Origin of the sequence: Demequina lignilytica (assembly GCF_030418375.1) — a bacterium.
Taxonomy (GTDB): Bacteria; Actinomycetota; Actinomycetes; order Actinomycetales; family Demequinaceae; genus Demequina; species Demequina lignilytica.
Genome location: NZ_JAUHPZ010000013.1, coordinates 25,055 through 46,452 on the forward strand (window position 1 = coordinate 25,055; position 21,398 = coordinate 46,452).

At 69.7% G+C, this 21,398-nt stretch carries 15 protein-coding genes and 1 tRNA gene; 11 read left to right on the forward strand and 5 right to left on the reverse strand.

Annotated features, from left to right (window positions below; genetic code table 11):
• Nucleotides 1-1,062 (reverse strand): DUF998 domain-containing protein, encoded by a 1,062-nt coding sequence (locus tag QQX13_RS12885; RefSeq protein WP_301121945.1) that lies wholly within the window; start codon nt 1,060-1,062, stop codon nt 1-3.
• Between the two features lie 59 nt (nt 1,063-1,121).
• Complete coding sequence (locus tag QQX13_RS12890) at nt 1,122-3,098, reverse strand: amidase (RefSeq protein WP_301121943.1); 1,977 nt, start codon at nt 3,096-3,098, stop codon at nt 1,122-1,124.
• A gap of 127 nt (nt 3,099-3,225) precedes the next feature.
• Between QQX13_RS12890 and QQX13_RS12895 the strand changes: the two genes are divergently transcribed.
• The 7 genes from QQX13_RS12895 to QQX13_RS12925 all read left to right on the forward strand — a co-directional run bounded on the left by QQX13_RS12895 (nt 3,226) and on the right by QQX13_RS12925 (nt 12,942).
• Nucleotides 3,226-5,130 (forward strand): amylosucrase, encoded by a 1,905-nt coding sequence (locus QQX13_RS12895; RefSeq protein ID WP_301121941.1) that lies wholly within the window; start codon nt 3,226-3,228, stop codon nt 5,128-5,130.
• A gap of 366 nt (nt 5,131-5,496) precedes the next feature.
• On the forward strand, nt 5,497-6,471 hold the full coding sequence (locus tag QQX13_RS12900; RefSeq protein ID WP_436968580.1) for a LacI family DNA-binding transcriptional regulator: 975 nt from the start codon (nt 5,497-5,499) through the stop codon (nt 6,469-6,471).
• A gap of 157 nt (nt 6,472-6,628) precedes the next feature.
• A complete protein-coding gene (locus QQX13_RS12905; RefSeq protein WP_301121934.1) occupies nt 6,629-7,945 on the forward strand; it encodes an ABC transporter substrate-binding protein in 1,317 nt (438 codons plus the stop codon).
• A 53-nt stretch (nt 7,946-7,998) separates the two neighbouring features.
• Nucleotides 7,999-8,943 (forward strand): carbohydrate ABC transporter permease, encoded by a 945-nt coding sequence (locus QQX13_RS12910; RefSeq protein WP_301121932.1) that lies wholly within the window; start codon nt 7,999-8,001, stop codon nt 8,941-8,943.
• Between the two features lie 92 nt (nt 8,944-9,035).
• Nucleotides 9,036-9,845, forward strand: a complete 810-nt coding sequence (locus QQX13_RS12915; RefSeq protein ID WP_301121930.1) for a carbohydrate ABC transporter permease — start codon at nt 9,036-9,038, stop codon at nt 9,843-9,845.
• A gap of 38 nt (nt 9,846-9,883) precedes the next feature.
• A complete protein-coding gene (locus QQX13_RS12920; protein WP_301121994.1) occupies nt 9,884-11,542 on the forward strand; it encodes a glycoside hydrolase family 13 protein in 1,659 nt (552 codons plus the stop codon).
• On the forward strand, nt 11,539-12,942 hold the full coding sequence (locus QQX13_RS12925; protein ID WP_301121928.1) for a mannitol dehydrogenase family protein: 1,404 nt from the start codon (nt 11,539-11,541) through the stop codon (nt 12,940-12,942). Before QQX13_RS12920 ends, QQX13_RS12925 begins: the two co-directional genes overlap by 4 nt.
• Nucleotides 12,943-13,048: 106 nt before the next feature.
• Here QQX13_RS12925 and QQX13_RS12930 read toward each other — a convergent pair.
• The 3 genes from QQX13_RS12930 to QQX13_RS12940 form a co-directional block, all read right to left on the reverse strand.
• Nucleotides 13,049-13,139: transfer RNA gene (locus QQX13_RS12930), tRNA-Ser, on the reverse strand.
• 33 nt (nt 13,140-13,172) lie between these two features.
• Complete coding sequence (locus QQX13_RS12935) at nt 13,173-14,270, reverse strand: FUSC family protein (protein ID WP_301121926.1); 1,098 nt, start codon at nt 14,268-14,270, stop codon at nt 13,173-13,175.
• A 4-nt stretch (nt 14,271-14,274) separates the two neighbouring features.
• Nucleotides 14,275-14,706 carry a nucleoside deaminase gene (locus QQX13_RS12940; protein ID WP_301121992.1) on the reverse strand — a complete coding sequence of 144 codons (432 nt, stop codon included), beginning with the start codon at nt 14,704-14,706 and terminating at the stop codon, nt 14,275-14,277.
• A 108-nt stretch (nt 14,707-14,814) separates the two neighbouring features.
• Here QQX13_RS12940 and upp point away from each other — a divergent pair, with 108 nt between their 5' ends.
• The 4 genes from upp (at nt 14,815) to QQX13_RS12960 (ending at nt 21,356) form a co-directional block, all read left to right on the forward strand.
• A complete protein-coding gene (gene upp, locus QQX13_RS12945; protein ID WP_301121924.1) occupies nt 14,815-15,456 on the forward strand; it encodes a uracil phosphoribosyltransferase in 642 nt (213 codons plus the stop codon).
• Nucleotides 15,457-15,916: 460 nt separating this feature from the next.
• The gene (locus QQX13_RS12950) at nt 15,917-18,838 is read left to right on the forward strand and encodes a ribonucleoside-diphosphate reductase subunit alpha (RefSeq protein ID WP_436968581.1); all 2,922 of its coding nucleotides are present in this window, start codon (nt 15,917-15,919) and stop codon (nt 18,836-18,838) included.
• A gap of 29 nt (nt 18,839-18,867) precedes the next feature.
• Nucleotides 18,868-19,857 carry a ribonucleotide-diphosphate reductase subunit beta gene (locus tag QQX13_RS12955; RefSeq protein WP_301121922.1) on the forward strand — a complete coding sequence of 330 codons (990 nt, stop codon included), beginning with the start codon at nt 18,868-18,870 and terminating at the stop codon, nt 19,855-19,857.
• Nucleotides 19,858-20,072: 215 nt separating this feature from the next.
• Entirely contained in the window at nt 20,073-21,356 is a 1,284-nt protein-coding gene (locus tag QQX13_RS12960; RefSeq protein ID WP_301121920.1) for a multidrug effflux MFS transporter, read from the forward strand.
• Nucleotides 21,357-21,398: the final 42 nt, after the last annotated feature.

A 21,398-nucleotide genomic window follows, 5' to 3' on the forward strand; every position in this document is an offset into this window, starting at 1 on the left:
TCAGGACTCGGCGAGCGCCTCGTCGCGGCCCACGTCGGCGTCGAGCGCGCCGACGGTCCGCAGGAACAGGATGATCCACGCGAAGATCAGCACCCCGGCGACCAGCTCCACGGCGGTCAGCGTGTAGTAGCCGATCGCGAACATCACGGCGAGCACGAAGATCACGCCGAAGAACAGCCAGCCGACCGGGAGGAACGCGCGGGAGATCCCCGGGATCCACGCCTTGAGCCGGATGGTGAGCACCGCGAAGGCGATCGCCATGCCCGACGCCACCGCGGTGTGGATCCAGAACTGCGTGTCCACCTTGAAGATGCCGACGCAGCCGAGGAACACGCCGATGACGATCAGGGTGAGCCGCACCCGGCCGACGCTGCTGTCCTCCGCGGTCGGGATGGCGCGGGTGGCGTAGCGGGCGAGCACCGTCAGCAGGAAGCCGGCGACGATCAGCGTCAGGTTGAACGCCAGCGCCGACAGGTCGGACGTGATGCCCAGGGAGCTGAGGTTCTCCTCCCACCAGTGCGGATCGCTCGCCGTGAGCATGCTGGCGATGATGCCCAGCACGAGGAACGTCGCGAGCACCACCGCGAGCAGCTGGGCGTCCAGGTGGGTCGCCGAGAGGAACGCGACGTAGGCGGAGACGGCGGCGGCCGCCCCGCTCAGCGCGAGGATCGGGAGCCAGAACACGGTCGCGTCGATGAACGACTCCGCCATGATGCGCGCGACCAGCGTCCATCCGAGCAGGGCGATCACGCCGTGCGCGAGGGCGAGCACCGCGACGTCGATGACGTCGAGCGCGCCGGTGATGCGCGGCCCGCCGCGCAGGTGCAGGGCGTAGCGTCCGGCGGCGAACGCCAGCATGGTCGCCACGGCCGAGGCCAGCGCCGCGTACGTGCCGACGGACCCCTCGCCCGCGATCGGCGCGTCGTCGAACCCGAACACCAGCAGGGCGATCCCGGCGACCGCGGTGTAGGCGACGGCACCGAGGCCCATCGCGGTGAGCTCGGTCGCGGTGTTGACGCGCGTGGACATGGGCTGTCCCGAGGAGGCCGGCGAGGTGCTCACCCTCGGAGGATAGTGCGCCCGGTCCCCACGGCGCCGGGGGACGAGGCGCGCGCCGTGTCTCAGGCCGAGGGCAGCGGGGCCAGGCTGTACGCCGCAACGCCGCGGCCGGGCTTGACCAGCACCATGACCTCCTCGACCAGGCGCGCCCGCCGCCGCGAGATGCGCCCGGCGAAGGTGCCCGGCGCGCCCTCGACGGGCCCGAGGATGTGGCCGTCCGCCCACACCTGGACGCCCTCGGCCGGGTCGTCCACGCGCACCGTGACCTCCCAGAACGCCTCGCCCGCGGCGATCGCGACGGAGTGCGCGGCGGACGATGCGGCGGTCGGGTCGGGCGCGCGGCCTCCCGGGGCGGCGGCCGGGATCAGATCGCTGGGCAGGCCGGGGGTGAGGAACGCGGGAAGGCGGTGCCGGGTCGCCTGCTCGTAGGCATGCGCGCGGTCGATCAGCACGTCGTCGCGGTAGGCGGGTCCCGCGAACGTCAGCCCGACGGGCATCTGGGTGTCGCCCATGAAGCCCATGGGGACCGTCACCGTGGGGATGCCCAGGTGGCGGATCACGCGGTTGCCGTTGGAGTAGACGACGCCGTTCCGCGACGCATGGGCGAGGCTCTCGGGACGGGTGAACAGGTCGTCCCGGCCCACGTCGCCGGCGGCGGGGAAGACGATGAGGTCCAGCCCCTCGTCGTCGAGCCATCGCTCGAAGTCCTGCCGCCGCGCCTCCTCGAGGCCCGTGAGCAGGTGGTCGAAGCCGGGGACCTCGTCGAACGACGACGGCACGCCCGCCTTGACCAGCTCGGCCAGCCGCTGCCAGTCGAAGCCGCCGCGAGCGCGGGTGATCCACACGGGCCACAGCGCGTCCTCGATCGGGAACACGGAGTCGCCGTCCACGTCCGCCCAGGTGCCGAGGTCGGGGTCGCCGTTCACGCGCAGGAACTGGTCGAGCACCATCGCGGTGACCGGGCCGCCCTCCATGGTGCGCCAGTTCGGCGGCACCAGGCCGCGGGACGCGAGGCCCTGGGCGCCCGGTCGATCCTCCTCGTAGTTCTCCCACGCGGGGAAGCCGACCTCGACCACCTCGGCGCCCAGGGAGCGGAGGTCGTCCGCCGCCCGGTCCCACAGGGCACGCACGCTCGGCCGGATGACCGGGGGCTCGAGCGGCGCATCGTCCTCCCCGATGAAGATCCGCGGCACGCCGATCCGCAGGCCCTCCAGGCGCGTCGGGCGCTCGCGGACCAGCGGCCTGGGCATGACGTCCTCGGGGCGGGGGAGCGCCACGGCGGTCTGCTGGCGCCAGAAGTCGCCGGTCGTGTCGGGGTCCTCGGCCACGAGCACCTCCAGCAGCACCGTCAGGTCCTCGACCGTGCGGGTGTGGGGGACCACCACGTCGCAGGTGGGGCGCAAGGGCCAGTTGCCGCGGATCGAGATCAGCCCGCGCGACGGCGTGTACGCGACCAGGGCGTTGTTGGAGGCGGGGGAGCGGCCGGAGGAGACGGTCTCCTCCGCCATGCCGAACGCGGCCATGGAGGCGGCGGTCGAGGTGCCCGAGCCGTTCGACGAGCCGGAGCCGTAGGCGGCCGTGATGTAGTCGGGGTTGTACGGGCTGCGGGCGTAGCCGTAGACGCCGGGCTGGATGCCGCCCGCCGCCATGGGCGGCATGTTCGTCTTGCCGAGCAGCACCGCGCCGGCCCCGCGCAGCAGCGCCACGGTCGCGGCGTCGTCGGTGGCGACCAGGTCCTTGAGCGCCGGGCTGCCGGAGGCGACCGTGAGCCCCTTCGCCTTGTAGCTGTCCTTGATCGTGTAGGGGATGCCCTCGAGGGGGCCGGCCTCGCCGCGCGCGCGCCGCGCGTCGGACTGGGCGGCATCCGCGAGACAGTCGGGGTTGAGCACGGCGATCGCGTTCAGGCAGGGGCCGGTGCGGTCGTAGTACGCGATGCGGTTGAGGTACGCGCAGACCAGGTCGACGCTGGTCACCTCGCCCGCCGCGAGGGCGGCCCTCATCTCGGCGATGGTCATCTCGACCACATCGATCGTCCGCATCATCATCCCTTCCGTGCGCCCAGGTGCCTCATCCTTCACCCCGGTGGACCGTGCGGGAAGCCCGGCGCGCTCGAGACGCACGATGCGTGCGCCGGATCGATAGCATCGTCATGACGGAGGGACGACGATGACGCTTCTCGATGCCGACGCCGGTGTGGACGAGGAACGGATCCTTGCCGCGATCGAGGCGGAGCACGGGCCGGACGAGGATCTCCGCCGTCGCGTCGGCGACCAGTTCGCGCGCCTCCACTCGCTGTTCGGGCGGCTCTACGGGACCAGGGACGATGCGTTCGAGCAGCTCGCTGCGGTAGTCGCCGAGGCGGCCGCCTCCGCGCGTGCCCGCCCGGCCGACCTGCGCGAGCGGGATCGCGCCCTGGAGGCGGATCCCGGGTGGTTCGAGTCCGAGCGCATGGTCGGCGGCGTGTGCTACGTCGACCGCTACGCCGGGACGCTCGCCGGGGTGCGCGAGCAGATCCCGTACTTCCGCGAGCTGGGCCTCACCTACCTGCACCTCATGCCGCTGTTCGAGAGCCCGGAGGGCGACGACGACGGCGGGTACGCGGTGTCGAGCTACCGGCGCGTCGACCCGCGGTTGGGGACGATGCAGGAGCTGGCCGAGCTCGCGACGGACCTGCGGGCCGCGGGGATCTCCCTGGTGGTGGACTTCATCTTCAACCACACGAGCGACGAGCACGAGTGGGCGCGCAGGGCGGTCGCCGGGGAGGAGGGCTACGAGGACTTCTACCTGATCTTCCCCGACCGGGAGATGCCGGACCTCTACGAGCGGACCACGCGGGAGATCTTCCCCGACGACCACGCCGGGTCGTTCATCCAGCTGCCTGACGGCAGGTGGATCTGGTCGACCTTCTACCACTTCCAGTGGGACCTCAACTATGCGAACCCGGCGGTGTTCCGCGCCATGGCGGGCGAGATGCTGTTCCTCGCGAACCAGGGCGTCGCCGCGCTCCGGATGGACGCCGTCGCCTTCATCTGGAAGCGCATCGGCACCGCCTGCGAGTCGCTGCCCGAGGCCCACCTCCTGCTGCAGGCCTTCAACGCGGTGGTGCGGATCGCGGCGCCCGCGATGCTGTTCAAGTCGGAGGCGATCGTCCACCCGGACGAGGTCATCGAGTTCATCTCGCCCGACGAGTGCCAGCTCTCGTACAACCCCCTGCAGATGGCGCTCACCTGGGAGGCGCTCGCGACCCGCGACGCCCGCCTGCTCCAGCAGGCGCTCGACACGCGTCACGACCTTCCGCCGGGGACCGCGTGGGCCACCTACGTCCGCGGCCACGACGACATCGGCTGGACGTTCGCGGACGAGGACGCGATCCAGTTCGGCGTGGTCGGCGGGCCGCACCGGCGCTTCCTCAACGACTTCTACGTGCGGCAGGCGCTGGGCTCGTTCGCGCGCGGCGTGCCGTTCCAGGAGAACCCGCGGACGGGCGACGCGCGCGTGACCGGCACCACCGCGTCGCTCGCGGGAGTCGAGTCGGGCGACGCGGGCGGCGAGGACCGGGTGGTGCTCGCCCACGCCATCGCGATGTCGACCGGCGGGATCCCGCTCATCTATCTGGGTGACGAGGTCGGCCAGGTCAACGACTACTCGTACCGGGAGCGGCCCGACGAGGCGGGCGACACCCGGTGGGTCCACCGGCCCTACCGTCCGGTCGGTCTCTACGAGCAGCGCCACGATCCGACGACGGTCGCGGGCCGCCTGTTCCACCGGATCTCGCGGCTGATCGCCGTGCGCGCGGCGACGCCGGAGCTCGGGGGCAACGCGTTGATCCCGTTCCACGTGCAGGACCCGGGGGTGCTCGGCTATCAGCGCCCGGGTCCGACCGCCGATGACCCTCGGGTGCTGGTGCTCGCGAACGTCGGGGACGACCCGGTGACGGTGGAGGCGCTCACGCTCTCGGGCCTCGAGAGCGGAGCGGTCGACCTCGTCACCGGCGCCGCGGTGGAGATCGGCGCGGGGATCGTGCTCCCGGCGCACGGCTTCGTGTGGCTGCGGGTGCGCGCCCTCCGGTGACCCCAGGCGGCGGTACGCGGAGGTGAGGACGGCGGCGCGCGAGCGGCGCGGGGCCGCGATGGCCCTCGTTGCGTGCTTCGCGTCCTGTTCCGCTCGGAGCACTCCGCAGGTCGGCGTTCTCCCCGGGGGGCACCCGGGGAGCGTCCACGTTCCGCCTGGGTGGTCGCGCGATTCGCCTAGAATCGATCCGCGAGCTGGAGGCAGCAGGGGGCGAGAGACCGCATCGTCCGGCATCGGGCGACCACAGGTACGTCGTCGGTCTGCCTTCGGAGGCTCGTGGAGGTATCTGGCACCAGAGAGCGGAGAGGCGGCGTGGCCGTAACACGGGCCGATGTGGCCCGCCGAGCAGGAGTCTCGGCAAGCACCGTGTCCTACGTGCTCAGTGGTGAGCGCCCGATCTCCGAGGCGACGCGCGACCGGGTGCGGGCTGCGATCGCCGAGCTCGGCTACACGCCCAACGCTCTGGCGCGGGGCCTCGCGGGAGGGTGGCGCGGCATGATCGGCCTGCACTGGCCCCTGGGCGATCGACCGATCAGCACCACGGAATCCGAGTACATCGCCGCGGTGTCGGACGCGGCCCGTCGTCGTGGCTTCCACCTCCTCCTCTGGTCGAATCCTGTCGATGAGACTGACGAGTGGAAGCTCGTCCTCTCGCAGGGCCTCGTCGACGGTGTCGTGCTCATGGAGGTGGTCACCGACGATCCGCGCCTGCCGGTGCTCGACAAGCTCGGCACGCCGTACGTCATCGTGGGGCGGGACGATGCGCGTCCCGAGGCCAACCACGTGGACGCCGACTTCGACGACCTCGCTGAACGCGCCGTGGCCTACGTGGGGGAGCATGGCCATCGCGAACTGGTCCTCCTCAGCCAGACCGAGCAGATCGACCGCAGCGGATACGGGCCGGTGTCACGGATGCGGCGGTCGCTCGAGCGTGCGTCCGGGCGGGCAGGCGCTCGCCTCCATACCGTCCACGCCCCGCTGTCGATCCGCGGGGGACGGCAGGCCTTCCTCGACATGAGGCGTATCGCGCCAGAGGCCACCTGCGTGCTCGAGGTCAACGAGCCGGCGACGATCGGTCTGCTCGAGTCCGTCACCGCGGCCGGTCTCGACGTGCCGCGGGACCTGTCGGTTCTCGCGCTCAACCAGGGTCGCGTCGCGATGGAGATGGTCGTGCCTGAGCTGTCGGACGTCTCGGCACCGCCTCACGAGATCAGCGCGCGCGCCGTGGGCGCCCTCATCGACAGGGTCGAGGGCGCGTCGGCCCATCCGATCGCCGAGCTGGTGCGAGCGGCCACCACCGAGCGGCAGAGCGTCGCTCGCGCACCCGCCAGCCGACGCTGAGCACCCGCCGACCGACGTCGCGCACCCGCCGACCGTAGCGATCCCACGTCGTTCTATCGACGCGCGTCGACTTTGGTGTTATGGTTCATCGACGCGCGTCGATAACTGCGGCGTGGCGGCGGCGGAGAGTCGCACAGGAAACAAGGAGGTTTCACACATGAGCACGACACGACGAATCATCGGCGGGGCGGCAGCGGTGACGGCGGGTGCGCTCGCCCTCGGGCTCGCGGGGTGCAGTGCGGATGCGGGGGAGCAAGCAGGAGGCGAGTCGCCGGACGAGCTGACGATCTGGTGGATCCAGTCGCCGGACTCGCCTATCGGACAGGGATGGCAGATGGCTCTCGATGAGTTCGAGGCTGCTCATCCTGAGGTCGAGGTGACCTTCGAGACGAAGTCCTGGGACCAGCTGCGCCAGACCGGACAGATGATCCTGAACTCACCCGAGGCGCCCGACATCCTCGAATACCCGAAGGGCAATGCGTCGGCCGGCACGGTCGTGAAGGCGGGCCTCCTCACGGACCTCGAGGATGTCGCCGTCGAGCGCGGGTGGACCGAGATCCTGCCCGAGAGCCTTCAGACGGTGGGCCGGTACGACGAGCGAGGGCTCATGGGGTCCGGCGCCCTGTACGGCGTGCCCGGCTACGGCGAGTATGTGTCGGTCTTCTACAACGTGGACGTGCTCGCGGAGCGCGGCTACGAGCCGCCCACGACCGTGGCGGAATTCGAGACGATCATGGCCGACTTCACGGCCGACGGCGTAACCCCGATCGCCCTGGGTGCATCCGACTATCCTCTGGTCCATCTGGTGTACGCCCTCGCCCTGAGCGAGGCCGACCAGCAGTGGGTGCGCGACTTCCAGTTCTTCGACGGACCTGTCGACTTCCACGACGCGGCCTGGACGTTCGCCGCCGAGAAGATCGCCGAGTGGACCGAGGCCGGATACATCGGCGCGGACGCCACGGGAATCGACTCGGTCGGTGCTGCGACGGGCTTCAAGAGCGGAGCGAATCCGTTCTTCGTGAGCGGCTCATGGTTCCACGGTGAGTTCGCCACGGACATCACGGACTTCGAGTGGGGCACGTTCAGGTTCCCCGGAAGCGGTCTGAGCCTCGGTTCGGGCGGCCACATCTGGGTCGTGCCCGCGCAGTCGGAGAGCAAGGAGCTCGCCTACGACTTCATCGACTACGCGCTCTCGCCTGAGGTCCAGACGGCCATCGCGAACCTCGGGGGCATCCCCGTCGCCGCGGACCGGGCGAGCGTCACCGATCCGGTGGGTCAGATGGCGGTGGACGACTTCGACCAGATCCTCGCCGACGACGCGCTCGGGCTGTACCCCGACTGGCCGGTCGCGGGCTACTACGAGGTCTTCCTCGCCGCCGGGCAGCAGCTCGTGCTCGGCAGCACGACGCCCGACGAGTTCCTGGACACGATCGGCGCGGCATACGAGACCGGCAAGGCCGACGCCGGCCTGTGATGGGACCGGGGGCGGGCGCCGACGCGGCGCCCGCCCCTCCCGAAGGGACGACCATGACACCGACGACGCGCACCCTCTCCGCACGACGGACCGACGGACGGCTCAAGCGCGGAGAAGCCAGTCGCTACTACCGCTACCTCATTCCCGGACTGCTCGGGCTCATCATCGTGGTGATCGTTCCGGCCCTCGCCAACCTCGGACTGAGCTTCACCCAGTGGTCCGGTGTGGGGACCCCCGAGTTCGTCGGGTTGGACAACTACTCCGCGCTGATGGGAGACGCGACCTTCTGGCGGGCATTCGGCAACAGCGCCGCCACGATCGTCGCGATGGCGATCATCCCGACGTTCGCCGGGCTCTTCCTCGCCGCGCTGCTCTTCGACTTCCTCGCGCCGCGCTTCGGCGGCGCGACATCGAGTCTCTTCCGGACGGTCATCTACCTGCCGCAGATCATCCCGATCGCGGTCGCGGGCGTGCTCTGGGACTTCCTTCTCCAGCCCCAGACGGGAGCCGTCAACGCGGCGCTCCGCGCGGTCGGACTCGACCAGGCGGCGAGCAACTGGCTCGGCGATCCGAGCCTGGCGCTTCCCACGGTGATGGTGATCCTGGTGTGGCTGCAGCTGGGCTACACGGTCGTGATCTTCGTGGCCGGAATGTCGCGAATCGATCCCGCCCTGCATGAGGCGGCGAGTCTGGACGGCGCGTCGTGGCTGCAGCGATTCCGTGTCATCACGGTGTCCTCGCTCGCGCCGGAGATCATCGTCATCCTGCTCACGACCACGGTGGCAGCGCTGAAGGTCTTCGCGCCCATCTACGTGCTCACCGCGGGCGGGCCGGCCAACGCCACGATGGTTCCTTCGTACTTCGCGTTCTACAACTTCTTCAGCACGCTGAAGGTCGGGTACGGGGCCGCGATCTCCACCGTGCTCGCCGTGCTGCTCACCGTGCTCGCGGTCGTGCTTCTTGCGATCCAGCACCGCCATCAGGAGGGATCACGATAGTGACGACGACAGCCTCAAACACGACGCCGGCGAAGGCATCGCCGCACCGGCCCGTCCGTCGACAGCGCTCGGCGATCAACCGTCGAACGCCGATGTCCTGGGTGATCCTCGGGGGCTTCGTCGTGCTGTCCCTGGCGATGCTCTCACCCATCGTGCTGGCGGTGATCAACTCGGTGAAGACGTCCGAGGAGTACGCCCGCAACGGCCCGTTGGCGCTTCCCGAGGGCTTCGACCTCTCCGGCCTCACAGAGTTCTGGGTCAGCGTCGACTTCACGAACAAGCTGCTCAACAGCGTGCTGATCAGCGTCGGCGTCGCGGCCCTCGGCGTGGTGCTCAGCCTGCTGACGGCGTATGGGCTCGGGGTCGGGAGGGTGCGGGGCCGATTCTGGATCCTCGCGCTGTTCATGGTCGCGTTCACCCTCCCCCAGGAGGCGCTCGTCTACCCGCTGTACTTCATGTCCAAGAATGTGGGTCTGTACGACTCGCAGCTCGCGGTCATCATCATCATCGGTGTCCTCCAGGCGGCCTTCGGCACCTACCTTCTGTCGTCGGTGCTCTCCAGCGTTCCGGACGAGGTGCTCGAGGCCGCGCGGGTCGACGGCGCGGGCCGCTTCCGCATCCTCACGCAGATCGTCACGCCGCTCGTCCGGCCGACGCTCATGGTGCTGGGCGCGTTCTTCTTCGTGTGGACGTGGAACGAGTTCTTCATCCCCCTGGTGCTCCTCCCGTCCGGCCGCAACCAGACCGTGTCTGTCGCGTTGGGCTCGCTCTTCGGCCAGTACACGAGCGACCCGGTGACCACGGCGGCAGCGGCGGTGGTCGGCATCCTGCCGGCGCTCGTCTTCTTCATCCTCTTTCAGCGCACCCTGATGCGCGGCGTCAACATGGGAGCGGTCAAGTGACATCTCAGCATGCGGCAGCAGTGGCCCTCGATCCCCTGATGGACCCCGACTGGTGGCGGGATGCGGTGGTCTACCAGGTCTATCCGCGGAGCTTCGCGGACTCCGACGCCGACGGTCTGGGCGACCTCCGCGGGGTCATCTCGCGGGTCGACTACCTGCGCAGTCTCGGGATCGACGCCGTATGGCTCAGTCCCTTCTACCCGTCGCCGCTGGCAGACGGCGGCTACGACGTCGTGGACTATCGTGACGTGGACTCCAGGCTCGGCACTCTCGCGGATCTCGATGACCTGATCGAAGCGCTGCACGAAGCCGGCATCCGGCTCATCATCGACATCGTCCCGAACCATTCGTCCTCCGAGCACCCGTGGTTCCGTGCTGCGCTCGCGTCACCTCGCGGGTCGGAGGAGCGCGAACGCTACGTGTTCATGGAGGGAGCGGGCGCTGACGGGTCCGAGCCGCCATCCGACTGGCAGTCCCACTTCGGCGGGTCGGCCTGGGAGCGGACCCCCGACGGTCAGTTCTACCTCCACCTCTTCGCCGAGGAGCAGCCGGACTTCAACTGGTCGCACCCGGACGTGAGGAAGGAGTTCCTCGCGATCCTCGGCTTCTGGTCCGACCGTGGCGTCGATGGCTTCCGCATCGACGTGGCGCACACGTTGGTCAAGGACCTTGCGCATCCGCTGCGCAGTCAGCCCACCATCGATTCGCTTCTCCCGGAGGATGGGTCCGACCCGCTCTACGACCGCGACGAGCTCCATCAGATCTATCGCGAGTGGCGGGAGCTCTTCGACCGGTACGACCCGCCCCGCATGGCGGTGGCGGAGGCGTGGGTCCCTGCGTCACGCCGGGTGCGCTACGCGTCTCCCGAGAGCCTCGGGCAGGCGTTCAACTTCGACCTGCTGCGTGCGCCGTGGGATGCGGCGGCGTTCGCGGAGATCATCGCCCGGAACCTCCGATTCGCGGACGAGGCGCACAGCTCCTCGACGTGGGTGCTGTCCAATCACGACGTGGTCCGGCACGCGACCCGCTATGCCCTCCCCGACGGTGCGGACCTCGACGCCTGGCTTCTCGAGGGTCGGCCGCTCAGCCCCGCGCAGGCGCTCCAGGGTGATCGGCGAGCACGTGCGGCCGCGATGCTGGTGTTGGCCCTCCCGGGCTCGGTGTACCTCTATCAGGGAGAGGAGCTCGGGCTGCACGAGGTGAGCGAGATCGGGATCCAGGACCTCCAGGATCCGATCTGGCGCCGTAGCGAGGGGCGGCAGAAGGGGCGTGACGGGTGCCGTGTGCCGCTTCCGTGGACGGCGGCCGGAAGGTCCTTCGGCTTCGGCGCGAATGGGAGCCACCTGCCGCAGCCGCGCTGGTTCGCGTCGCATGCGGCGGATGTCGAGGAGCGTGATCCAGGGTCGATGCTCAGCCTGTATCGCTCCGCGATCGCGTTGCGGCGACTGCTGAGGACGGAGGGCGGTGTGTCGGGGCTCCCCGCCGTGCGCCGGGACGGCGACCTCGTCGTGATCGAGCGCGAGGGTGGCCTGACGAGCGTGACGAACTTCTCGAGCGAGCCCGTCCGGTGGAGCCACGGCGGACGCGTGCTGCTCTCGAGCTCGGATCTCACCTCGGAGCCGACCATCCCGGGAGAGACCACGGTGTGGTTCGGCGAGCTCCACGAATCATCGATCGCCGAGGAGGCGGGATCATGACGGACCTGACGGAGGCGACACACGTCCCCCACCCGGAGTACGACCGTCAAGCCATCCGCGTGGGGATCGTGCACTTCGGGCTCGGGAACTTCCATCGCGCCCACCAGGCGATGTACCTGGACAGGCTGATGACTGCCGGCATGGGCCAGGACTGGGGGATCTGCGGCGTCGGGACGCGCCCGGCAGACCGGCGGATGCAGCAGGTTCTGGAGGACCAGTCGTATCTGTACACCTTGGTGCTCAAGTCGGGCATCGGCGAACCCTCCCCGACGATCATCGGCTCGATCGTCGACCACCTGATGGCGGCGGACGATCGCGATGCGGTGCTGGAACGTCTCTCCGACCCTGGCGTACGCATCGTCTCGCTCACCATCACCGAGGGCGGGTACCGCCGCGGCGGCCCACCTGCCGAGGGATCTGTCGACGTCTTCGACCTCATCGCGGAGGGACTGGAGGCGCGACGCACAGCAGGAGTGCAGCCGTTCACGGTGATGTCGTGCGACAACCTTCCGCACAACGGTGACGCCGCGCGACGTGCGGTCGTCGATGCGGCTGGTCGCCGCGAACAGGAGCTCGCGGACTGGGTCGATCGTGCGGTGGCGTTCCCCAACTCGATGGTGGATCGCATCACCCCGGTGACGACCGAGGAGGACCGCGAGCTCGTGCGGACGCGGTTCGGGCTCGACGACGACTGGCCGGTTCCCGCTGAGCCGTTCGCGCAATGGGTGCTGGAGGACCATTTCACCCTCGGGCGCCCTCCGCTCGAGGAGGCCGGTGTCCAGCTGGTGGCGGATGTCGCACCCTTCGAGCTGATGAAGCTGCGCCTGCTCAACGCGAGCCACCAGGCCATGGCCTACTCCGGGATCCTCCTTGGCCACTCGAGCGTGGCGGCGGCGGCAGGCGATCCCCTCGTGGAGGAGTTCCTCCGGCGGTACATGGCCGAGGCGCGCCCGACGCTGCCACCGGTGCCCGACACCGATGTGAGCGCATACGCGGAGTCGCTTCTCGAGAGGTTCCGGAATCCCGCGATCGCCGACACTCTCGAGCGTCTGGCGACGGATTCGGCGAACCGCCTGGCCGCGTTCCTCATTCCGGTCGTGCTCGACAACCTGCGCGCAGGTCGACCGGTGAGCGCCTCGACTGCGGTGCTCGCGTGCTGGGTTCACGCATGTGCGAACACAGTCGGCGACGCGCAGCCGCAGGTGCCGTCCGCGCTCCGCGCTGCGGCCTCGGCTGCCTCCGAGGACCCGTCGGGATTCGCCGAGGAGGTCGACATCCTCCAGCCGGTGGTCGGCTACGCGGAGTTCCGCACCGCGCTCGCCAGGGACATCGCATCGATTCGCGACCGAGGGGTGAGGGCGTTCCTCGAGGGGGTCGCATCGGAGCCAGGCTTCCGTTGACGTCACCTCGCGGACAGCGGCCGCAGCCTGGGGCCCACGCCCCGGGGATACGACGAAGGCCCTCCCATGGGGAGGGCCTTCGTCGACGAGCATGCGAGATCTCGTATGGCGGTGACGGTGGGATTTGAACCCACGGTACGGGGTTACCGTACACAGCATTTCGAGTGCTGCACCTTCGGCCGCTCGGACACGTCACCGCGGAAGAGAATACCCGTTGTTCACCCTGCGACCTAATCGGCCGGACGGGGCGGGGGGTTGATGCTGGGGCGTCCCGGAGGCCCGGGCGCGTGGACCAGGGCGGTCAGGACCGCGAGCCCCGCGCCGACCACCGTGTCGAGCACGCGCTCGCCGATCACGGCGTGCGTCCCGAAGTCGCCGGTCGCCGACGTGACGATCGTGAGGGCCAGCGGCGTGACCGCGGCGGTGGCGACCGCGTAGTGCCGGGTGATGGACATCTCCGTGATGAACTGCAGGGCGGCGAGGATCGCGGCGAGCAGCCACGGGTTCGGCGGCAGCGAGCCGATCGCGAGGAACGCGAGCGCCCCGGCGAGGGTCCCGACGGTGCGGTGCAGGCCGCGCGAGACGGCGATCCCGCGACCGGGGACGATCCCGACGACGACGACTCCGGCCGCCACGGTCCAGTAGGCACGCTCGGGGTCCGTGTAGAGGAGGCTCACGGCGGTCCCGACCACGGCCACGATCGCGGTGCGGATGACCAGCTCCCTCGCGCCTCGGTCCCACTCCGGCGGCGCGAGCAGCACGCGCAGGGGGCGCGGCTCGACGTGCCAGTGCGTGCGGCGGATCAGCGGGGCGATCGAGGCGATCACCGCGAAGGCGCAGCCGGCGGCGACCCAGCCGACGAGCGTGAGCGGGCTCTCGCCCCCCGCGACCGCATGCGCGGACATCCCGTAGACGATCACCGGGAACAGGGGCCCGGGCGGGCCGAGCCGGTAGCCGTGGACGGCCGCGCCGACGGCGGTCGCGACGGCCGCGAGCCCCGCTGCGGCGGCCAGCGGGTACGGCCCGAGCGCCGACCCCAGCGCGGACGATGCGATGAGCACGAGTCCCGCGAGGGGCCGCAGGCGCAGCCTCTCGAGGCGCGGCAGCGCCGCGAAGTACGGCACGGTGAACGCGCCCACGCAGGCGATCAGCCCGAGCTCGAAACGGTCGAGGGCGGCGCCGAGGATCAGGGGCACCGCGAGCACGATCGTCGTCTGAAGCGCGATGGGCCACCGCGGCTCCTTCGGAGGGGCGAGCGTGCCGAGGCTGGCGACCGCCCGGCGCATGCCGTCCACCCAGATGTCGCGGCGCCGTGCCTCCTCGCTCATCGGCTCACCGGCGGGCCTCGAAGAAGGCGGAGAGCAGCGTCGCCGACTCCGCGGCACGGACGCCCGGCACCACCTCGACCTTCGCGCCGAGCCGCGCGTCGCGCACCACGTCCCACTGCGAGCCGGTTGCCCCCGCCTTCACGTCCCACGCCCCGAGGACGATGCGCGGGATCCGCGACTGCAGGACCGCGCCGGCGCACATGAGGCACGGCTCGAGGGTCACGACGAGAGTGCACCCGTCAAGGTGCCACGTGCCGAGGGACGATGCGGCGGCGCGGATCGCGACCACCTCGGCGTGCGCGACCGGATCGCCCTCGACCTCGCGCAGGTTGCGTCCAGTCCCGATCACGGCGCGGTCGGGGTCGAGCACCACCGCACCCACGGGCACATCGCCCGCGTCGCCCGCCGCGCGAGCCTCGTCCAGCGCGATGCCCATCGCCTCGTCCCACCGTCCGTCCACGCGGCCAGGCTACCGGCGCATCGTCCCCTCCCAGGGGCGTGCACCGCCCTGTCCCGACCCCCGTGCAGGCGATACGCTCGACCCATGCAGCTGCACGTCGCCGATCACCCGCTCATCCGCCACAAGGTCACCGTCCTGCGCGACAAGGAGACCAAGTCCCCGACCTTCCGCCTGCTGGTCGACGAGCTGGTGACGCTGCTCGCCTACGAGGCCACGCGCCAGGTGCGCGTCGAGGAGTGCGAGGTCGAGACGCCGCTGACCGTGACGACCGGCACCAAGATCGCGGACCCCGCGCCGCTGATCGTGCCGATCCTCCGCGCCGGGCTCGGCATGCTCGACGGCATGACCCGGCTGATCCCGAGCGCCGAGGTCGGCTTCCTGGGCCTCAAGCGCGACGAGGAGACCCTCGAGGCGATCACGTACGCGAACCGCCTCCCCGACGACCTCACCGGCCGGCAGGTGTTCCTGATCGACCCGATGCTCGCGACGGGCGGCTCGCTCGTGATGGCCATCGAGTACGTGCTGCAGCGCGGCGCGACCGACGTGACCTGCGTCTGCCTGCTGGCTGCGCCCGAGGGCATCGACCACGTGCGCGAGGCGATCGGCGACCGGGCGGACGTCTCCGTGGTGGTCGCCCAGGTCGACGAGAAGCTGAACGAGGTCGGATACATCGTCCCCGGCCTCGGCGACGCCGGCGACCGGCTCTACGGGATCGTCGACCACTAGACCGCTCTTCTCCGGCGCCGCATCGTCCCTCGCGGACGGTGCGGCGCCGTCGTCTGCGCGGGCGATGTCAGACCCCGGTGAGAGTCTCGAGAGGTGGGAAGCCGGGCGGACGGAGCAGTGTTCAACAGGAACGCGCCTCGGGTGTGGAGGACACGCCGCACTGTCCACACTCTTTACACAGGTTTCTCCACAAGACCACAACATCTAGGGGCAGAAATGCAGGACACCCCCTATATCTAGTTCGACAAGCCTGTAATTCCGCGCTAGATTCAAGGCACGCCTCACACGGACGACGACGGCTGGTACCCCCGGGACTCGCCGTCCAGCGAGCGTCACCTCAACATCCGTTCGCAGGGCCTGGCAGGGCCCGTCTTTGAGCCTCTCGAGGGGGAGCACCGTGACGATCACCGAGAACAACGCAGCGGCGCAGGCCGCGACGACCACCGGGGCGGTCCCGGTCGTGGCCGGCGGCATCCACGTCACCAAGCGTGACGGCACGCGCGAGCCGTACGACGCCGATCGCATCAACAAGGCGATCGAGCGCGCGGCCGCGGGCCTGCCCGACCAGATCGCGATCACCACCCAGGTGGCGTCCGAGCTCGCGATCACCCTGTTCGACGGCATCACCACGGAGCAGCTCGACGAGGCCGCCATCGGCGTCGCCGTCCAGAACGTCAAGGACGACCCGCAGTTCGACATGGTCGCCGCACGCCTGCTCCGCAAGGTGATCTACAAGCGCGTCCTCGGCGGCTACGACACCGAGCTCGAGCTCGCTCTGCTCCACCAGGCGCGCTTCCCGGGGTACATCCGCGACGCCATCGAGGAGGGCCTGCTCGACGTCCGCCTCCAGGAGCTGTTCGACCTCGACGCCCTCGCGGCCGCGCTGGACCACACGCGTGACGACCTGCTGAAGTACATCGGCACGGTGACCATGCGCAACCGCTACATGATCACGGACCGCCACCGGAAGTCGCTCGAGGTGCCGCAGTACTTCTGGATGCGCGTCGCGATGGGTCTCGCGCTCAACGAGGCCGACCCGACCGGGACCGCGCTGAAGTTCTACGAGAAGATCTCGACGCTCGACTACCTGCCGGCGGGCTCGACCCTGGTGAACGCGGGCACCTCCTACCCGCAGCTCTCCAACTGCTTCGTCATGCAGATGGAGGACGACATCGAGCACATCGCCAAGTCCGTGCGCGACGTCATGTGGCTCACCAAGGGCACCGGCGGCATCGGCCTGTCCGTCACCAAGCTGCGCTCGGAGGGGTCGCCCATCCGGTCGAACAACACCACCTCGACCGGCCCGATCCCGTTCATGCACACGATCGACTCGACGCTGCGCGCGGTCAGCCGCGGCGGCAAGAAGTTCGGCGCGCTCGCCTTCTACATGGAGAACTGGCACCTCGACTTCCACCAGTTCCTCGACCTGCGCCAGAACTCCGGCGACCCCTACCGCCGCACCCGCACCGCGAACACCGCCGTGTGGATCTCCGACGAGTTCATGAAGCGCGTCGCCGCGGACCAGGACTGGTACCTGTTCGACCCCGCGGAGACCCCCGACCTGGTGGAGCTCGTGGGCTCGGAGTTCTCGGCCCGCTACGCCGAGTACGTCGCGCTGGCCGAGGCCGGCAAGATGCGCACCTTCCGCAAGATGCGCGCCCGTGAGCAGTACAAGCAGATCCTGGTCACCCTCCAGACCACCTCGCACCCCTGGCTGACCTGGAAGGACACGATCAACAACCGTGCCCTCAACACCAACACGGGCACGATCCACCTGTCGAACCTCTGCACGGAGATCTGCCTGCCGCAGGACCGCGACAACATCTCGGTCTGCAACCTCGCGTCCGTGAACCTGCCGCAGCACCTGGTCGACGGCAAGATCGACTGGGACCGCATGGAGCAGTCGGTGCGTCTCGCGGTGCGCCAGCTCGACAACCTCGTGGACATCACCCTGTCGTCCGTGCCCGAGTCCGAGTTCGCCAACCAGGAGAACCGTGCGGTGGGCCTGGGCGTCATGGGCTTCACCGACATCACCGAGCGCCTGGGCCTCGCGTACGAGTCGGAGGAGGCCTACGACCTCATCGACCAGATCGTCGAGTTCGTCAGCTACCACGCGATCGACGCCTCGGCCGACCTCGCCCGCGAGCGTGGCTCGTACAACAACTTCGCCGGCTCCGGCTGGTCGCAGGGCAAGGTGCCCTTCGACACGATCGCCGAGGTCGAGGCCGACCGCGGCGTGCCGGTCACGGTCAACCGCGTGACCCGCCTCGACTGGGACACGCTGCGCGACAAGGTCAAGGGCGGCATCCGCAACGCGACCCTCATGGCCGTGGCGCCCACCGCGTCGATCGGCCTGGTCGCCGGCACCACGCCCGGGTTCGACCCGCAGTTCTCGCAGATCTTCTCCCGCAACACCTCCTCGGGCAAGTTCCTCGAGGTCAACACGAACCTGGTGAAGGACCTCCAGGCGCTGGGCATCTGGGACGAGGTGAAGGACCAGCTTCTCGCCGCCCAGGGCGACCTGAGCAAGGTCGACGGCGTCCCGCAGCACCTCGTGGACGTCTACAAGACCTCCTTCCAGCTCGACCCGCACGCCTTCCTCGAGGTGGCGGCCCGCGCGCAGAAGTGGATCGACCAGGCCATCAGCCGGAACATCTACCTCGAGGACCGCGACGTCGACAAGATGATGGAGCTGTACGCCTTCGCGTGGGAGAAGGGTGTGAAGACCACCTACTACCTCCACATGAAGCCGCGCCACACCGCCGAGCAGTCGACGGTGCGCGTCAACAAGACGGAGAACATCAACCGCACCGGCTCCGCGTCGGGCCGTGCGGCCGGCGGCGCGGCCAGCGGCGGCGCCCGCAAGGGCTTCGGCGGCGCCCGCAAGGGCTTCGGCGGCGCCAAGGCCGCCGCGGCGCCCGCCGCGGACGCCCCGGTCGCGGAGGCTCAGGCGGAGGAGGCTCCGTCGACCACGGCGGCGGCCGCTCCCGCCTCGGCGTCACGCGGCTTCGGCGGCTTCGGCGGAGCGAAGAAGCCGGCCCCGGCCACCACCGAGATCCCCGCGGTCACGGACGGCGAGGCCGTGGCGACCACCCCCGAGGAGAAGGCTCCGGCGGCGGCCCCCGCGTCGGTCCTGTCCTCGATCGCCGCGCAGGCCTTCGCGACCGCTCCGCAGGAGCAGCCCGAGGTGCCGCCGGTCACCCTTCCCGAGCCGGCGCCGGAGCCCGCAGCCCAGCAGCTCTCGACCTCGGCGGCGGCGCCGTCGAGCGCGGCCCTGCTCGATGTGGTGGAGACCGTCGCCTCCGGGGACACTGAGATGATCGGCGGCGTCGCCTGCCCGGTGGACCCGATGGAGCGGCTCCAGTGCGAGTCGTGCCAGTAGCCGATCGATAGAGACAGGAGACACAGACCATGGCCATCCTCGGCAGCGGAGTCCAGGACGGGCTCCTCCTGAAGCCCGTGACCTACCAGTGGGCGATGGATCTCTACGACCAGGCCGTCGCGAACACCTGGTTCCCCAACGAGATCCAGCTCGGTGAGGACCTCGCGGACTTCAAGAAGATGACGGAGGACGAGAAGCACGCGCTCCTCCACCTCATCTCGTACTTCAACCCGAACGAGCTGCTGGTCAACAAGGCTCTCGCGTTCGGCGTCTACCCCTACATCAACGCTCCCGAGGGTCACCTGTACCTCGCGAAGCAGATGTGGGAGGAGGCGAACCACTGCATGACGTTCGAGTACATCCTCGAGACCTTCCCGATCGATCGCGACAAGGCCTACTCGGCGCACGTCGACGTCCCGTCGATGGCCGCCAAGGAGGAGTTCGAGTCGAAGTTCATCAAGCGGATGACCGAGGACACCCTCGACATCAGCACCACGGAGGGCAAGAAGGACTTCATCCGGAACCTGATCGCCTACAACATCATCCTCGAGGGCATCTGGTTCTACTCGGGCTTCATGGTGGCGCTGAGCTTCCGCCAGCGGAACCTGCTGCGCAACTTCGGCTCCCTCATGGACTGGATCATCCGCGACGAGTCGCTGCACCTCCAGTTCGGCATCAACCTCATCCTCACGGTGCTCGAGGAGAACGAGGACCTCCAGGACGAGGAGTTCGCCGAGGAGATCCGCGGCATGATCCTCCACGCCGTCGAGATGGAGGAGGCCTACAACCGCGACATGTTCCCGCGCGGCATCCTGGGCCTCAACGCCGACTACGTGAACCAGTACGTCAAGTACCTCACGGACCGTCGCCTCGAGGAGCTCGGCTTCGAGCCCGAGTTCAACGTCGCCAACCCCGCGAAGTGGATGGCGGCCGCGAACGACACGCTCCAGCTCGTCAACTTCTTCGAGCAGCAGAACACGTCGTACGAGGTCAACGCCCAGGCGACCAAGACCAGCTAGAGGGCGGGCCGCCGAGCCCGTATACTCTCGTCAAATACACGAGACGCCCAGCGCAGAGCGATCGCGCTGGGCGTCTCGTCGTCTCCGGAATACCGGAGCGTCGCGAATCGTTACGACTCGCGTCTCGTGCCCGGCGTGCCAACCGCGCCCCGCACCCGTCACATCCGGGCCGTCGAGACGGCCCCCGTCTCGCTCTTTCCTCCGGAGGCCCCTGCATGACCGCCACCACGGCGCCCACCCCCGTCATCGCCGATCAGCCGGTCGCTGTCCCGCGCCGGCACCAGATCGTCGTCGGCAGCACCATGACGCGGCGCCAGAAGCTGGTCTACATCCTCATGCTGGGCGCGCTCGTCGCGCTGGGCCCGTTCACCATCGACCTCTACCTCCCGGCGTTCCCGAGCGTCCAGGCCGAGCTGATGACCACCGCGGCCGCGATCCAGCTCACGCTCACGGCGACCACCGTCGGCTTCGGTCTCGGCCAGCTGATCGTCGGGCCGCTGAGCGACGCGTTCGGACGCATCCGGCCGCTGCTGTTCGCGACCGCGCTGCACATCCTCGCCTCGGTGGGCGTGGCCCTCGCCCCGACCGTCGAGTGGGTCATGGCCGGCCGTGTGCTCCAGGGCATCGGCGCGGCGGGCGGCGGCGTCGTCGCCATGGCGATCGTCCGCGACCTGTTCGCCGGACAGGCGCTGATCCGCATGCTGGCGCGGCTCGCGCTCGTCACCGGCCTCGCTCCGGTGCTCGCTCCGGTGATCGGCTCGCAGCTGCTGCGCTTCATCGACTGGCGTGGCGTGTTCGTGGTCCTCGCGATCTACGGCGTGCTGGTCCTGGTCGCCGCGCGCTTCGTCATCCGCGAGACCCACCCCGTCGAGCGGCGCGGCGGCACCTCGCTGCGCGCCTACCGCACCCGCTACGCACACCTCCTGGGCGACGCTTCCTTCGTGGGCATCGCCGTGGTCGGCGCGACCACGTTCACCGCGCTGTTCTCCTACCTGTCGGCGTCGTCGTTCGTGCTGCAGGAGGTGTTCGAGCTCTCGGCTCAGGAGTACGGCATCGTCTTCGGGCTCAACTCGGTCGGCCTCGTGATCGCGAACCAGACGTCGGCGCGCCTCATGCGCGTCTTCGCGCCGCGCGCGGTGGCGGGCGTCGGCCTCAGCGTCATGCTCACCGGATCGCTCCTTCTGTTCGTCACCGACGCGCTGTCGCTCGGGCTGTTGGGCGTGCTCGTGCCGCTCTTCTTCGTGGTCGCGTCGGTGGGTCTGATCATGCCGACCGTCCAGGTCACCGCGCTCGCCAACCACGGCGCGGAGGCCGGCACCGCCGCGTCGCTGATCGGCGCGCTGAACTTCGGCGTCGCCGGCGTGATCTCGCCGCTCGTCGGATTCATGGGCGTCTCCGTGGTCTCGATGGCGACCGTGATGGTGGGCGCCCTGGTCGTGGGCAACCTCATCTTCTGGCTGGTCGTGCGACCGCGCGTCCAGTCGTCCGTCATCGCCTGAGAACGGACGACGCGTACCGCGACGCGGCGCGCGCCGGTAGCG

Excerpts from the sequence above, each read along its gene's own strand:
- QQX13_RS12890 (WP_301121943.1), bottom strand. The coding sequence starts at position 3,098 with ATGCGGACGATCGATGTGGTCGAGATGACCATCGCCGAGATGAGGGCC.
- QQX13_RS12895 (WP_301121941.1), top strand. The coding sequence starts at position 3,226 with ATGACGCTTCTCGATGCCGACGCCGGTGTGGACGAGGAACGGATCCTT.
- QQX13_RS12940 (WP_301121992.1), bottom strand. The coding sequence starts at position 14,706 with ATGGGCATCGCGCTGGACGAGGCTCGCGCGGCGGGCGACGCGGGCGAT.
- QQX13_RS12915 (WP_301121930.1), top strand. The coding sequence starts at position 9,036 with ATGTCCTGGGTGATCCTCGGGGGCTTCGTCGTGCTGTCCCTGGCGATG.
- QQX13_RS12955 (WP_301121922.1), top strand. The coding sequence starts at position 18,868 with ATGGCCATCCTCGGCAGCGGAGTCCAGGACGGGCTCCTCCTGAAGCCC.
- QQX13_RS12935 (WP_301121926.1), bottom strand. The coding sequence starts at position 14,270 with ATGAGCGAGGAGGCACGGCGCCGCGACATCTGGGTGGACGGCATGCGC.
- QQX13_RS12925 (WP_301121928.1), top strand. The coding sequence starts at position 11,539 with ATGACGGACCTGACGGAGGCGACACACGTCCCCCACCCGGAGTACGAC.
- QQX13_RS12960 (WP_301121920.1), top strand. The coding sequence starts at position 20,073 with ATGACCGCCACCACGGCGCCCACCCCCGTCATCGCCGATCAGCCGGTC.
- QQX13_RS12910 (WP_301121932.1), top strand. The coding sequence starts at position 7,999 with ATGACACCGACGACGCGCACCCTCTCCGCACGACGGACCGACGGACGG.
- QQX13_RS12905 (WP_301121934.1), top strand. The coding sequence starts at position 6,629 with ATGAGCACGACACGACGAATCATCGGCGGGGCGGCAGCGGTGACGGCG.
- upp (WP_301121924.1), top strand. The coding sequence starts at position 14,815 with ATGCAGCTGCACGTCGCCGATCACCCGCTCATCCGCCACAAGGTCACC.
- QQX13_RS12920 (WP_301121994.1), top strand. The coding sequence starts at position 9,884 with ATGGACCCCGACTGGTGGCGGGATGCGGTGGTCTACCAGGTCTATCCG.